We start from the raw sequence: 13,878 nt of genomic DNA, 5'->3' as shown, positions 1-13,878 counted from the left end.
CTGCGCAGCGCTCCTTCAGCGGTGCGCTGCAGAGCCGGGGCCCATGCATCAGCGAGTACGCGGCCTGCTGGGTCCCGGCTCTGCGCAGCAGCGTAAGAACGCTGCAGCGCGTCCGGGACACGAGAGACGTGGATGCCGCTACTCCACCCTCCGTCATTGCGAGCGCAGCGAAGCAATCCAGAGTCTTGCTGCAGATACATTTCTGGATTGCTTCGCTGCGCTCGCAATGACGACGTAGCGACACATCGCGTTTTAAATGACCGTCATAGTCTCTAACCCACGCTAACCAACACGCGACTTAAAACTGTCATAATCGCCCAATGGAACCCGCATCCGCGCGCTTTTTACAAGCCATTAAGCGGGGTTGCATTGGATGCGGCGTGAAAGTGCGTTGGGGACTGCAATGAGTGCCGCGAAGAAGATGCCGGGCAAAGCGACAACCGAAATGTTCGATGACATCCCGGTGCTTCAGCGCAAATGGCGTGCCGCGTTGAAGCCGGGCGACCGGCTGCCGCGCTATGAGGACGTGATGCTGGGCAGCCTCGGACGGCTCGCCGACCACATCGCACTGCTCAAGGGCGACGATGTGCTCGAGCTGTCGCGCAGCGGTCGTTACGTGCAGAAATGGCTCGGCGAGGAGCGCTGGGACATTCCGCTCGCTGAGCTGTCGCCGGATTGCGCCACCGCGCTGTCGGAGGCGGTGGCAAGCGCGCTCAGGAACGGACAGCCGCACCAGGCCAGCGCTCATTGCGTGCGCGACGGCATGGTCCGGACCTACGACGTGCTGGCATTGCCGACGGCCTCGCGCTGGGGCGCGACGCTGGTCGGCGCCTATGTCAACGAACGCGGCGCGCAATACAATCTGCTCGACGCGATCTTCTCGTCGACCGATGATGCGGTGGTGTCGCTGGCGACCCTGCGCGACGCCGACGGCGCGCCGTTCGATCTGCAGGTCGTGCACCACAACAAGAGCGCCGGGCTGCTGCTGAAGGTCGCAAGCGGAAGTCTGCTGTGGCGGCGGATCGGTGAGGGCAGCACGCTGCTGGCCTCGGCCGAGATCATGACGTTTCTGCTCAAGGCCGTCTCCGGCGGCCGCGGCGAGCAGCTCGAGATCGAGCACGAGGGCCGTTATCTCCGGCTCAGCGCCACCGCCTTCGCCGACGTGGTCTCGCTGACGATCTCGGATGTCACTGCGCTGAAGCGCCGCGACGCCTCGTTCCGGCTTCTGTTCGACAACAACCCGATGCCGATGTGGGTGTTCGACGCCGACACCAAGCAGTTCCTTGGCGTCAACGACGCCGCGGTCCAGCATTACGGCTACAGCCGCGCCGCGTTCCTGCGCATGAAGCTGCACGAGATTTGGCCCGAGGACGAATGGGACAGCCACGCCGAGGCGCTCGAGCGCATCGGCGACACCTATCATTCCTCGCGCAACTGGCGGCATCTGCGCGCCGATGGCAGCGAGATCGAGGTGCTGACCTTCGGCCGCCGCGTCGCCTTCGACGATCGCGACGGCTATCTGGTCGCGGTCGTCGACATCACCGAACGGCGCAAGGCCGAGGCGCGGATCGCGCACATGGCCCATCATGACGGGCTCACCGATCTCCCGAACCGCGAATATTTTCAGGAGCGCTTGAAGCAGGCGCTCGACCAGGCCGTCGGCAAGCGCGTCGGCGTGCTCTATATCGACCTCGACCTGTTCAAGAACATCAACGATTCCTTCGGGCATCCGGCGGGCGACAGCCTGCTCAAGGAGGTAGCCGAACGCCTGACCAATGCGGTCCGCGGCGCCAATCTCGGAGCAAGGCTTGGCGGTGACGAGTTCGCCGTGATCCTTGCGGCGGACGTTTCGCCGAACGAAGCTAGCGCCTGTGCGACCTTGCTGATCGACATGCTGAAGGCGCCCTACGACATCGACGGCCAGGAGATGGTGATCGGCGCCAGCATCGGCATCGCACTGTCACCGGGCGACGGCGTAACGTCGGAGGAGTTGATGCGCAACGCCGACATGGCGCTGTACCGGGCGAAGTCCGACGGTGGCGGCGTGCACCATTTCTTCGAGCGCGAGATGGATCTCCAGGCGCAGAAGCGCCGCGACATGGAGCTCGATCTGCGCCGTGCGTTTGCCAATGGCGAGTTCGAGCTGCACTACCAGCCGCTGGTCTCCATCGCCTCTGACCGCATCTCCGGCTTCGAGTCGCTGCTGCGCTGGCATCATCCCGATAAGGGAATGATCTCGCCGGCGGAGTTCATTCCGGTCGCGGAGGACATTGGCCTGATCACCCAGCTCGGCGAGTGGGTGCTGCGCGAGGCCTGTGCCGAAGCGGTGAAGTGGCCTGTTGAGGTCAAGGTCGCGGTCAATCTGTCGCCGGCGCAATTCCGCAGCCGCAACCTGGTTCAGGTGGTGATCTCGGCGCTGGCGCAATCCGGCCTGTCGCCAAAGCGGCTCGAGCTGGAGATCACCGAGTCGATCTTCCTCGCCGAGACCGACGCCAATCTCGCCACGCTGCATCAATTGCGCGAGCTCGGTGTCAGCATCTCCATGGATGATTTCGGCACCGGCTATTCCAGCCTCAGCTATCTCCGCAGCTTCCCGTTCGACAAGATCAAGATCGACCGCTCCTTCGTGAAGGATCTGGCGCAACGTCCCGACTGCGTCGCGATCGTGCGCGCGATCTCCGGGCTTGGGCGCAGCCTCAACATCACCACGACCGCGGAGGGCGTCGAAACCAAGGATCAGCTGGACTGGCTGCGAGCCGAAGGCTGCAACGAGGTACAGGGCTTTCTGTTCAGCGCGGCGCGGCCGGCGGCTGAGATCGGAAAGCTGCTGGCTGATTTCGGCCAGCACGCATCACGGGCGGCGTAGCTCTTCGGGGTAGCAGTCGTAGACCAGCGCCTTGAACGCCGGCGTGATGCGGCCGCGCTCGTTCTGGGTCTGCTGCATCAGCACGTAGACCATGTCGAGCTTGGGATCGACGCCGAAATAGGTGCCGCTGCCGCTGTCCCATTTCAATTCACCGATCGATCCCGGCGGCGGCGGCTTTGCGTTGCCGGGATCGGTGCGCACAGCGAGACCATAGCCATAACCAAAGCCGTCACCAGGGAAATAGAAATAATCGCGGCCGACGCCGGAGCCTGGGCCTATCTGGTCGGTGGTCATGTCCTTGAAGGCGGCCGGGCTGATATAGCGCTTGCCGTCGAACTCGCCGCCGTTGAGCAGCATCTGCGAGAAGCGCTGATAATCGGTGACGGTCGAGAGCAGGCCGCCGCCGCCGGATTGCCATTCCGGATGGTCGAGACGCTCGCGCTCGGCATCGAGCAGGATCTGGTCGGTCGGCAACGGCCGCGCCATGTGTTCGAGCTCGTCAGGCGTCGTCAGCACGAATTTGGTGCTGGTCATGCCGAGCGGATCGAAGATGCGCTGCTTCAGGGCGTCGTACAGGGTCTGCCTGGTGATGATTTCGATGACGCTGCCGAGCACGTCGGTGGAATGACCGTAGCGCCACAGCGTTCCCGGCTGGCGCGCCAGCGGCAGCTTGGCGATGCGCTCGGCGAATTCCCTGTTGTTGAAGGGGCCCTCGAAGATGTTGGCCGCCTTGTAGGCGAGCTCGACCCATTTGCCGCCGATATAATCGTAGCTGATGCCCGAGGTGTGCCGCATCAGGTCCCGGATCGTCACGGGGTGGATCGGCGGCACCAGGTCGAGCGCCAGCGAGCCGTCGGGCTTGGTGACCTCGAGTCCCACCTTCGTGCCCGCGAACAGGGGGATGTATTTCGACACGGGATCGGTGAGCGCGAGCTTGCCCTCGTCGATCAGCATCATTGCAAGCACGCTGGTGATCGGCTTGGTCATGGAATGGATGGCGAAGATCGTGTCCGGCGTCATGGAGAGCCGTGTCCTGACGTCGCGCACGCCGAACATCTTGAAATAGACCGGCTTGCCGTGCTGCTGGATCAGGACGATCGCTCCCGGCAATCGGCCGGTGGTCACCTCGTTTTCGAAGAACGCCGTGATGCGTCGCAGCCCGTCTGTGGAGGGGGCGGGGACGCCGCTGGCGCGGCTCCGGGCCATCGTGCCGGCCAGCATCGCGGCCCCGACCAGAAATTCACGACGCTTCATCCGGGCTTCCTCCCCCGCCGGGAACAAAGCCGCAAGACGTCCGATGCGTCAACAAGACTTCGATTAAAAACGCGTCACGATTTCGGAAAGGACCGGTCGCGGACGATCCTCGCTCGGCTTGGTTGGCGTGCCGATGTGGACGAGGCCGGCGAGCTTTTCGTCCGCCTTGAGGCCAAGGCCGTCCAGCACATCGCGATCGAAGGAGAACCAGCCGGTCAGCCAGCAGGCGCCGTAGCCGAGCGCGGTCGCGGCCGTGACGATGTTCATGACGCTGGCGCCTGCCGACAGTTCCTGCTCCCACGCCGGCACTTTCGGATGCGGCTTGGTGAGGCTGACGATGCCGATCACCAGCGGCGCATCGGTGAGGCGCTTGCGCTCGGTCTCGATGTCGGCTGTGGGGGCGCCGGGATTCTTCCGCGCAAAGACCTTGGCGATCACCTCGCCGGCGCGCTGGCGGGCATCGCCTTCGAAAATGATGAAGCGCCAGGGCGCGAGCTTGCCATGATCGGGCACCCGTGCGCCGATGGTCAAAATGGTATCGAGCTCGCCCGGCGAGGGGCCGGGTCCGGTCATCTCGCGCGGCTTGACCGAGCGGCGGGTCTTGAGGAGTTCGATGGCGTCGGGCACTGCAATTACCTCATCGGCTGGTCGTCGGGCGTGCAGTCCTCACATAGGAACGCACGCCCGCAACCGAAAGCGAGTTTAGATCGATTTCAGGGATCAGGCCGGCTCGCGCATCCGCCGGACATCCGGCGGGGTCGCCTCGTCGACCAGGGCGGCGATTGCCTCCGCGGTCGTCACCACCTTCTGCCCGTCGCTGCCAAGCCGGCGGACCGAGACCGAATGCGTTTCGGCCTCTTTCTTGCCGACCACGAGCAGCGCCGGAATCTTGGCCAGCGAATGCTCGCGGACCTTGTAGTTGATCTTCTCGTTGCGCAGGTCGATCTCGACCCGAAGCCCTGCGCGCCGCGCCTGCTCCAGCACCTGCTTGGCGTATTCGTCGCCTTCCGAGGTGATGGTGGTGACCACCGCCTGCACCGGCGAGAGCCAGAGCGGGAAGTTGCCGGCATAGTGCTCGATCAGGATGCCGATATAGCGCTCCATCGAGCCGCAGATCGCGCGGTGCACCATGACAGGCGGTTTCTTGCCGCCGTCATGGTCGATGTAGAACGCGCCGAATCGTTCCGGCAGGTTGAAGTCGACCTGCGTGGTGCCGCATTGCCAGTCGCGGCCGATGGCGTCGCGCAGCACGTACTCGAACTTCGGCCCGTAGAAGGCGCCTTCGCCGGGATTGATCTCGGTCTTGATGTGATTGTTCTGCGCCTGGATCTCGCGCAGCACGGTGGCCATCACGCGCTCGGCGTGATCCCACATCGCATCGGTGCCGACGCGTTTCTCCGGTCGCGTGGAGAGCTTCACCGTGAGTTCGCCGGTAAAGCCGAAATCGGCATAGGTCGACAGGATCAGATCGTTGATCTTCAGGCACTCTTCGGCGAGCTGGTTCTCGGTGCAGAAGACGTGCGCATCATCCTGGGTAAAGCCGCGCACGCGCATCAGGCCGTGCATGGCGCCGGACGGCTCGTAGCGATGCACCACGCCGAACTCGGCGAGGCGCAAGGGCAGGTCGCGGTAGCTTTTCAGCCCATGCTTGAAGATCTGGACGTGACCTGGGCAGTTCATCGGCTTGAGCGCAAACCAGCGCTTGTCCTCGGCCTCGTCGCCGGCCGATTGCGCCGCGAACATGTTCTCGCGATACCAGCCCCAATGGCCGGAGGTCTCCCACAACGACTTGTCGAGGATCTGCGGCGCGTTGACCTCGTTGTAGTCGCCGGTCAGGCGTCGCCGCATATAGGCGATCAGCTGCTGGAAGATGGTCCAGCCCTTCGGGTGCCAGAACACGACGCCCGGACCTTCCTCCTGGAAATGGAAGAGGTCGAGCTCGCGGCCGAGCTTGCGATGATCGCGCTTCTCGGCTTCCTCGATCTGCTTGAGGTAAGCGTCGAGGTCCTCCTGCTTGGCGAAGGCCGTGCCGTAAATACGGGTCAGCATCGGGTTGTTGGAATCGCCGCGCCAATAGGCGCCGGCCACCTTCATCAGCTTGAAGGCGTTGCCGACCTTGCCGGTCGAGGTCATGTGCGGGCCGCGGCAGAGATCGAACCAGTCGCCCTGGTAATAGATCTTGATCGGCTCGGTTCCGGGAATGGCATCGACCAGCTCGACCTTGAAGGTCTCGCCCTTGTCGCGAAACACCTGTTTTGTTTTTTCGCGATCCCAGACCTCTTTGGTGAAAGGCTTGTCGCGCGCGATGATCTCGCGCATCTTTTTTTCGATCGCGGCAAAATCTTCCGGCGTGAACGGCTCGTTGCGGAAGAAGTCGTAATAGAAACCGTTCTCGATCACCGGGCCGATGGTCACTTGCGTGCCCGGCCACAGCGATTGCACGGCCTCCGCCAGCACGTGCGCGCAGTCGTGGCGGATCAGCTCGAGCGCGCGCGGATCATCGCGGTTGACGAGTTCGATCTTTGCATCGGCGTCGATCGGATCGTTGAGGTCGGCGAGCTCGCCGTCGAGCGCCATCGCCACCGTGCGCTTGGCCAGCGACGGCGAGATGCCCTTGGCGATCTCCATGCCGGTCGTGCTCTTGGCGTATTCGCGCCGGGCGCCATCGGGGAAGGTGAGGGTGATTTTTTCCGGCGGGGTCACGGGTCTCAGATTGCTGAGGCTGTACTGGAAGCCGGATTCGGACTTCGGTTGTTCGGACTTGGGGTCCTTGGGCTGGTCAGTCATTGCTTTTCTCCTGAGGCTCACTCCTGCGAACGAGCGCAGGTAAGCGGGAACGAGCGATATATCAGGCGATTCGGCCTGTGCAATCCGGCAATTCCAAGAAAGTGGTGCGCAAAAGCCGGGGCGGTGCTCCAACTATTTCGAACGCCGCTCTTTAACTGCAGGTGCGTCTGTTCTACATGCACTTGCATGGAAAGTCCCCGCGCCGGCCGTTTCACGCCAACCGCCCTGATGCTTGGCAATCTCGTCACTGGTTGCTCGGTGCTGGCGCCTGCGGGGATGCTGCCGGAATTATCTGCGGGGCTCGGCATCAGCATCCATGCGGCCGGGCTGCTCATCACCTTCGGTGCAATCACGCTGTGCATCGGCTCGCCGTTGACGGCGTGGCTGACCAGCCGCATCGAACGGCGGGTCTTGCTCACGACCACGCTCGCGGTGCTCGCCCTTGGCAATCTCGCCTCGGCCTTTGCGCCCGACTATGCAAGCCTCCTCGTCATCCGCCTGGTGATGCTTGCCGTCGGCGCACTCTACACGCCGCAGGCTGCCGGCACGGCGGCGCTGATCGTGCCGGCGGAGCGGCGCGGCAGCACGATCGCCTATATCTTCCTCGGCTGGTCGTTAGCTGCCGCGGTCGGCCTTCCGCTGATCACTTTCATCGCCAGCCGCTACGGCTGGCGCGCCGCTTATGGCGAGATTGGCGCGCTCGGCTGCGTCAGCTTCCTGTTGCTGCTGGTGCGCCTGCCGGCCGGCTTGAAGGGCACGCCGGTTGACCTGAAAACCTGGAGCGAGGTCGGGCGCGACAGGACGATCCTGCTGCTGCTCGCGATCACGATGCTGCAGATGTCCGGACAGTTCGCAGTGTTCACCTTCATGGGCCCGCTGCTCAAGAAGCTGACCGAGGCGAGCCCGGATGCGATCGGCATAGTGTTCGGCATCTATGGGGTGTGCGGTTTTCTCGGCGTTGTGGTGGCGACCCGTATCGTCGACACATGGGGGCCATACCGAACCTCCTTGCTGTTCACGTGCCTGTTACTCGCGGGCATCACCGTGTGGGCGCTGAGCGCGGGCACGCTCGTGTTGATGGCGATCGCGGTGGCGATCTGGGGACTGGGCTTTGCCTCGACCAACTCGATGCAGCAGGTACGGCTGGTCGCGGCGGCGCCGCCGCTTGCGCCCGCAACCGTCGCGCTCAACACGTCAGTCCTCTATATCGGCCAGGCCATCGGCTCGGCCGTCGGAGGGCTGCTGTTTGCCCGCGATCTGCTGCACAGCACAGGTTTCGTGGCGATCGGCTTTGTCGTGCTGGCGCTGGTCCTGGTGCTTGCGAGCCGTCCCCGGCCGGCCGTTGCCGCCCCGGGCTGAAGCAGGCATTTCCTCTGCAAGGCGCTTGGCAAACCGCGCGGGAGAGCGCTAGAAGGCCCGTCATGGGGACCAAAGAGAGTTGACTGAAATGAGGATGATTCTGGCGGTTGCCGCGGTGCTCTATTCAGCCTCCGCGTTTGCGCAGACCGACAAGCCACCGATGGTGGGGGACAAGCCGCTGGTGCAGGTCAAGCCCAAGGGGACCAAGGCCGGCACCAAAGAGGCCGCCGCCAAGCCGGCTGCAGCACCCAAGGGCAAGCCGCAATCGATCGCGGCTCGGCTTCAGGCCTGTCTCGATACTGACGACGGCACCAAGGATCGGCTCAACTGCTACGACGCCATCATCCCGCCGACGCCCAAGCCGAAGCCGGCGAAGGCCAAGGGCTATGCCGATTGCCGGTTCTTCAAGGAAGAGGACGAGCGGCTCGCCTGCTTCAACGGCTTTGCCGAGAGCATTCCGAAGCTGCCCAAAACCTGAGATCAAGAGCTGAGGTTCGAGGGCCGGACGCCTGGTCGGCGATCCGGCTCAGCGTCGCTCGTTCGCAAAGTTCAGACTAACGGCTTGGCGCGGAAGAGCTGGTGGCTGCAATGCGCGTCAGCGCCAGCGCCGGCGTCGCCGACATCTTCACCAGCACGTCCTTGAGCGGATATTGCGTCCACGCGCGGTTGACGTAGTCGCGGTGCGTAATGCCGTCGCCGGTTTCGACGAACACGACACTACCGGGACGCAAGGGTCCATCCATGTCCTCGGAAACACCGATGCCCTTCTGCCGCAACATGCTCATCAGCTCGCGGTCGCGCCGTGCGGTGTAGTGGGTGTAGGAGCTGACGAAGAAGCCCGAGCGGTGGCTCTCGATCCAGGATGCGAATTTGTCCATCTCGCCATAGACCGCATCGAGCAGCACGACGCCGCGGACCCGATCGCTGATGCCGCCGACCTCGAGGCTCCAGGCAGTCGGCAGGAAGCCGCCGCTATAGCCGACGATCACGATCGGCATGTTGGCGAAGGCCCGCGCGCTGTTGGGATCGCCGGTCAGCTGCGCGAGGTGGCTGGCTGACTCTTCCATGAAGCGCTTGAGGCCACCGGGCTGCCAGAATTTTCCAGCGCTGGAGTCTGCGGCATCTACAGCCATCTGCGGCGCGAGCAGCACGGCATTGGCGCCGGAATCGGTGATCTGCTGCGGCACCAGCTGGCGGTCGCGCACGTCGCGCTCGAGCGTTGCGCCATTGCCGTGGAAGAACACCACGATCACGCCAGGCTTGCGCACGTCGAAATGCTCGGGGACGTGCATCAGCACACGGCTGTCGTTGTAGGTCTCGTCCTGCCAGAACACGCGCCCTGAGTAGCTGCGGTGGCCGCGGCGGTCGCCCTTGGAGATGTTGAGAAAGGGCGCGTCGGACGCAGGGTTGTTGCCGAAATAAGGGAAGGCCGAGGACTTCATGCTGACGAGCGCCGTCAGGTCGTCACGCGCCGGACGCTGGTAGGGGACCTGCGGCGCGAGCGAGGCGACCTTGTACGGTGCCTGCTCCGGCTGTTGCTGCACGGTGCGCTTGGGCGAGAAGTCCGACATCTGCCGTTGCAGGAAACTCTCGCTCGCCGAGGGGAAGCGCTCCCTGAACTGCGGGGCCGGGAAGCGATCCTCAAACGTGTCGCTGCTGGCGACTTGCGGATTGGTCTTGGGGACGGTCTGATTGACGACCGGGACATTGGCCTGCGAGTTCGCGGCGAGCGCCGCCGGATTGGGAGCTTGGCCGCATTGAACCAGCGTCAGCGACAACGGCACCAAGCCTGAGATCAGGGCGATCCGAAGCGCACGACCGCGCGCCCCGGACGCCTTGGTCCGGTCAGCGCGCATGTCTGCTCTCAATTTCGGAACGGCCCCGACCATCCACCCATGACCCCAAGTCACGACCCAAGTCACGTCCATCGGCAAACTTAAGACAATTGAGCCAACTGGCGTTTAGGCGACGTTAAGTGTCCGGAGAAACTTCCCCACATCCGGAACGATCAAAAAAGACCACGCAATCGTGTCGCGATTGTGGGAGCGCCGCGCGTATTTCCGCGGCCGACTACGGCTTTATTGCTCGGACGCGGGCAAGGAAGGTGGCTAATTACCTATTTCAATCGCCTCATTTAACCCTTGTTAACCCTGCTTGAATTGACTGGACCAATCTGCACGATGCCTCCGATGAGGCGCGACGCCTGAGGCTAGGGACCCAGATGACGGCATCAGATGCGGGAACCGCGCCCTGGACCGGGCGGCTGACCGGCGGCTCCGGGATCTCCGTTCTGGTCGCAACCGCGATCGTCGTTGCCGATATGATCGGGGTCGGCGTCTTCACGAGCCTCGGCTTCCAGGTCAAGGACATCCCCTCGGGCTTCTCGATCCTCGCGCTGTGGACGGTCGGCGGCATCGTCGCGCTGTGCGGCGTGTTCTCCTACAGCGAGCTGGGCGCGATGTTTCCCCGCTCGAGCGGGGAGTATAATTTCCTCGGCCGCGCCTATCATCCGGCCTTCGGCTTTCTCGCCGGCTGGGTTTCGGCGACGGTCGGCTTCGCCGCGCCCGTCGCGCTCGCCGCCATGGCTTTCGGCGAATACGCCAAGTCCGTCATGCCTGAGGTGCCGCCGATCCCGCTCGCGATCGGCGTGGTGTGGCTGGTCTCGATCGTGCAATTGGCCGGCGTCAGGCACTCCTCGACCTTCCAGCTGATCTCGACCATCCTCAAGGTCGTGCTGATCGTCGCTTTCCTCGTTGCAGGCTTCGTCGTCGGCACGCCACAGCCGATCTCGTTTGCACCCCACGCCGGTGATTTCGCCCATATCGTGAGCGCGCCTTTCGCGATCGGGCTCGTCTTCGTGATGTACTCGTTCTCGGGCTGGAACGCCGCGACCTACATCATTGGCGAGATGAACACGCCGCAGCAGAGCCTGCCGCGCGCACTGCTCGCGGGCACGCTGATCGTGCTGGTGCTGTATGTCGCGCTCAACGCGGTGTTCCTGTACGCGACGCCAATCAGCGCGTTGGCCGGCCAGCTCGACGTCGCAAGCGTGGCCGGCAGCGCCATTTTCGGAGGCCTCGGCGGTCGGATCGTCGGCGCGATGATCTGCGTCGGCCTGATCTCCTCGATCAGCGCGATGATGTGGATCGGCCCGCGCGTGATGATGACGATGGGAGAGGACATCCCGGCGCTGCACGTGTTCTCGAAACGATCGGTGAGGGGTGCGCCGGCCTATGCCATCCTGTTTCAGCTCGTGGTCGCCAATCTGCTGCTGTTCACGCGCAGCTTCGAGGCGGTGCTCGACTTCATCCAGTTCTCGCTGCTGTTCTGCTCGTTCTTCACGGTTGCCGGCGTCATCAAGCTGCGCATCACCGATCCCGACCTGCCGCGGCCCTATCGCGCCTGGGGATACCCATTCACGCCGCTCATTTTCCTGATCGTGACCGCATCCATGATGTACTACCTCTTGACCGAGCGGCCGGTGCAGTCGCTGTCGGGGATGCTCGTCATGCTCTCGGGCCTGTTGATTTATGCAGTTTTCCGCAGGCGGCCGGTCGCCGCTGCCACGTCACACAATCGCGAATAGATATGTTTCGACCCATGAGAATTGCGGCCGTCGCTCTTGCCCTTATGGCTGCGGCCATCTCGTCCACGCGCGCGGCCGAGGTTACCTTCGACGACACTGCGCGCTTCCTCGCAGGCATGCAGCCTTCAGCGGACTCGCCGCTGGTGGCGCTCACCAGGGACCCGTCCTGGCAGCATCACGCCAAATTCTTCGACAGCGCCTTCGCCCAGCTCGAGCAGCGGCAGTTGTCGAAGATCCGGAACTGGTCGGACGTCAATCTCGCCGCGCCGCGGCCGACCATGTTCTACTTTTTCAGCGGCCCGGATTTCCTCTACGCCAACGCCTTTTATTCCAAGGCCAGCACCTACGTGCTGGGCGCGCTGGAGCCCGTCGGCGCGGTGCCGGATCTGACCAGGCTGCCGCGCGGCTCGGTCAATGCCGCACTCTACAATGTCGAGCGCTCGCTCGGCTCGATCCTGAGCTTCTCCTTCTTCATTACCAAGCAGATGAAGGTCGACTTGCACGCCAACCAGGTCAACGGCACCTTGCCGATCCTCTACGTATTCCTGGCGCGCTCCGGCAAAACCATCCGCAACGTCGAGACGCTCGCACTCGACGACAAGGGCGGGGCGCACACGGGCAATGACAATCCTGGGCCGAATGCCACACGCGGGGTCCGCATCACCTTTGCAAGTGCCGACGGCGAGGCGCGCACGCTGTATTATTTCTCGACTGATCTCTCCAATTCCGGCGCGCGCGCAGCCGGCTTCCTGAAATTCTGCGAGACGCTCGGGCCCGGCAACAGCCTGCTCAAGAGCGCGTCCTATCTCTTGCACGGGGGCAACTTCACCGTCGCCCGCGATTGGCTGCTCGCCAACAGCGCGACCATCATCCAGGATGATTCCGGCATTCCGGTCGCCAACTACAATTCGCGGCAATGGCGCTTCTTCCCGTTCGGCCGCTATCTCGGGCCGATCGGCGAATTCCGCGGTCGTTACCAGGAGCGTTACGCCGAGCTGTTCACGCGCGCCCAGCCAATCGATTTCGGCGTCGGCTATCGCTGGCGGATGCATGAGTCGAACTTGCTGCTGTCGGTGAAAATGGCGGCGAGCGAAGCCGCGCCGGCCGCGGAGACGACTTCGTCCGCCGAGCCGCCGCCCAAGCCGCGACCGAAGCGGCCGCGTCCGCCCGAGCCGGTCCCACCGCCCGGGCGATTCTTCTGGTTCCGCTAGTCTAGCTACCAGTGCACGCTCTGGCTCGGCACGATGAATGCCGTCGTGCTTTGCGGCGTCGCAAGGCTTGTTGCCAGATACCAGCCGGATCCGACGACGAGCACGAGCAGAGCAATGATCGCGAGCACGTCGATGGTTCTGGGATCGTGATCCCTCGGATTGAATCCGGGATGCGGGCCTGGCCTGAAGCGAAAATGAGGGCTGATTTTCCAGCGCATTGTTGTTTCCTCCCTGGGGGAGCATCACAACAACGCGAGGGGAAAGTTCCGGTTCCGGTCAGGGCAGTAATGCGCAAAGCACCGCAGCATGCTTACGGGGCGTTCACTCCGCGCCAGCGGCCGTACCGCCAGGGCAGGTACCAGCGCGCACTCTTCGGCACGGCGAGGGGCACGTTGTCGATACCCGACGTGCCGAAGGGATTGCAGCGCAACAGGCGCGCGAGTGTCATCCAGCCTCCGGCCCAAAGTCCGAACCTCTCGATTGCCTCGTCGCCGTACAGGGAGCAGGTCGGCAGGTGTCGGCAGTTGTAGCCGACCAGCGGCGACAGCGTGTGTCGATAGAGCCAGATCAGCGCGCGACCGAATCTGCGCGGCAGCCGCAGCGCTTCAGTGACAGGAGTGGAGCAGTGCTCGCAGGCTGAGTGCTTCATGTGCGCTGTGTCGCCATCGTGAGCGCCCGGTTGCGCAGTTCCAGCGCAGGGAACAGCAAGTTGTTGTGTCCACGCCATAGTTTGCCTGCTTTCTGGGAGCAGTGCAGCAAGTACCTATGGACGATCTGTATTCCCCCGGATACCATTTTGGTGAAGTTCATGTGAG

Annotated in this window: 11 protein-coding genes; 5 read left to right on the top strand and 6 right to left on the bottom strand. The window is 63.7% G+C overall.

Annotation, left to right across the window (positions count from 1 at the left end):
* Positions 1 to 403 precede the first annotated feature (403 nt).
* Positions 404 to 2,866 (top strand): putative bifunctional diguanylate cyclase/phosphodiesterase, encoded by a 2,463-nt coding sequence (locus ABID58_RS33970; protein WP_354037276.1) that lies wholly within the window; start codon positions 404 to 406, stop codon positions 2,864 to 2,866.
* Here ABID58_RS33970 and ABID58_RS33965 read toward each other — a convergent pair.
* From ABID58_RS33965 to thrS, 3 genes are all read right to left on the bottom strand, one after another.
* The gene (locus ABID58_RS33965; RefSeq protein WP_354037274.1) at positions 2,852 to 4,120 is read right to left on the bottom strand and encodes a serine hydrolase domain-containing protein; all 1,269 of its coding nucleotides are present in this window, start codon (positions 4,118 to 4,120) and stop codon (positions 2,852 to 2,854) included. The two genes, ABID58_RS33970 and ABID58_RS33965, sit on opposite strands and share 15 nt — an antisense overlap.
* 63 nt (positions 4,121 to 4,183) lie before the next feature.
* A complete protein-coding gene (locus tag ABID58_RS33960; RefSeq protein WP_354037272.1) occupies positions 4,184 to 4,747 on the bottom strand; it encodes a nitroreductase family protein in 564 nt (187 codons plus the stop codon).
* Between the two features lie 93 nt (positions 4,748 to 4,840).
* Positions 4,841 to 6,907 (bottom strand): threonine--tRNA ligase, encoded by a 2,067-nt coding sequence (gene thrS / locus ABID58_RS33955; protein WP_354037271.1) that lies wholly within the window; start codon positions 6,905 to 6,907, stop codon positions 4,841 to 4,843.
* Between the two features lie 186 nt (positions 6,908 to 7,093).
* On the opposite strand from thrS, the gene ABID58_RS33950 reads away from it, so the two are divergent.
* Together ABID58_RS33950 and ABID58_RS33945 are read left to right on the top strand one after the other, a co-directional pair.
* Entirely contained in the window at positions 7,094 to 8,266 is a 1,173-nt protein-coding gene (locus ABID58_RS33950) for an MFS transporter (protein WP_354037270.1), read from the top strand.
* Between the two features lie 88 nt (positions 8,267 to 8,354).
* Positions 8,355 to 8,744 (top strand): hypothetical protein, encoded by a 390-nt coding sequence (locus ABID58_RS33945; RefSeq protein WP_148750151.1) that lies wholly within the window; start codon positions 8,355 to 8,357, stop codon positions 8,742 to 8,744.
* A gap of 76 nt (positions 8,745 to 8,820) precedes the next feature.
* Here the strand turns inward: ABID58_RS33945 and ABID58_RS33940 are convergent, their stop codons facing one another.
* Entirely contained in the window at positions 8,821 to 10,122 is a 1,302-nt protein-coding gene (locus ABID58_RS33940; RefSeq protein WP_354037268.1) for an alpha/beta hydrolase, read from the bottom strand.
* A 365-nt stretch (positions 10,123 to 10,487) separates the two neighbouring features.
* Here ABID58_RS33940 and ABID58_RS33935 point away from each other — a divergent pair, with 365 nt between their 5' ends.
* Positions 10,488 to 11,852 carry an APC family permease gene (locus ABID58_RS33935; protein ID WP_354037267.1) on the top strand — a complete coding sequence of 455 codons (1,365 nt, stop codon included), beginning with the start codon at positions 10,488 to 10,490 and terminating at the stop codon, positions 11,850 to 11,852.
* Between the two features lie 14 nt (positions 11,853 to 11,866).
* Positions 11,867 to 13,063 (top strand): hypothetical protein, encoded by a 1,197-nt coding sequence (locus tag ABID58_RS33930; protein WP_354037265.1) that lies wholly within the window; start codon positions 11,867 to 11,869, stop codon positions 13,061 to 13,063.
* A gap of 5 nt (positions 13,064 to 13,068) precedes the next feature.
* Here ABID58_RS33930 and ABID58_RS33925 read toward each other — a convergent pair whose 3' ends face one another.
* The gene (locus tag ABID58_RS33925) at positions 13,069 to 13,281 is read right to left on the bottom strand and encodes a hypothetical protein (RefSeq protein ID WP_148750158.1); all 213 of its coding nucleotides are present in this window, start codon (positions 13,279 to 13,281) and stop codon (positions 13,069 to 13,071) included.
* A gap of 92 nt (positions 13,282 to 13,373) precedes the next feature.
* Positions 13,374 to 13,712: a membrane protein insertion efficiency factor YidD gene (yidD, locus tag ABID58_RS33920; RefSeq protein ID WP_354037263.1), complete on the bottom strand. Its 339-nt coding sequence runs from the start codon at positions 13,710 to 13,712 to the stop codon at positions 13,374 to 13,376.
* Positions 13,713 to 13,878: the final 166 nt, after the last annotated feature.

The organism is Bradyrhizobium sp. S3.2.6 (assembly GCF_040546885.1).
GTDB lineage: Bacteria > Pseudomonadota > Alphaproteobacteria > Rhizobiales > Xanthobacteraceae > Bradyrhizobium > Bradyrhizobium cytisi.
This window is presented reverse-complemented; position numbering and strand designations above follow the sequence as displayed.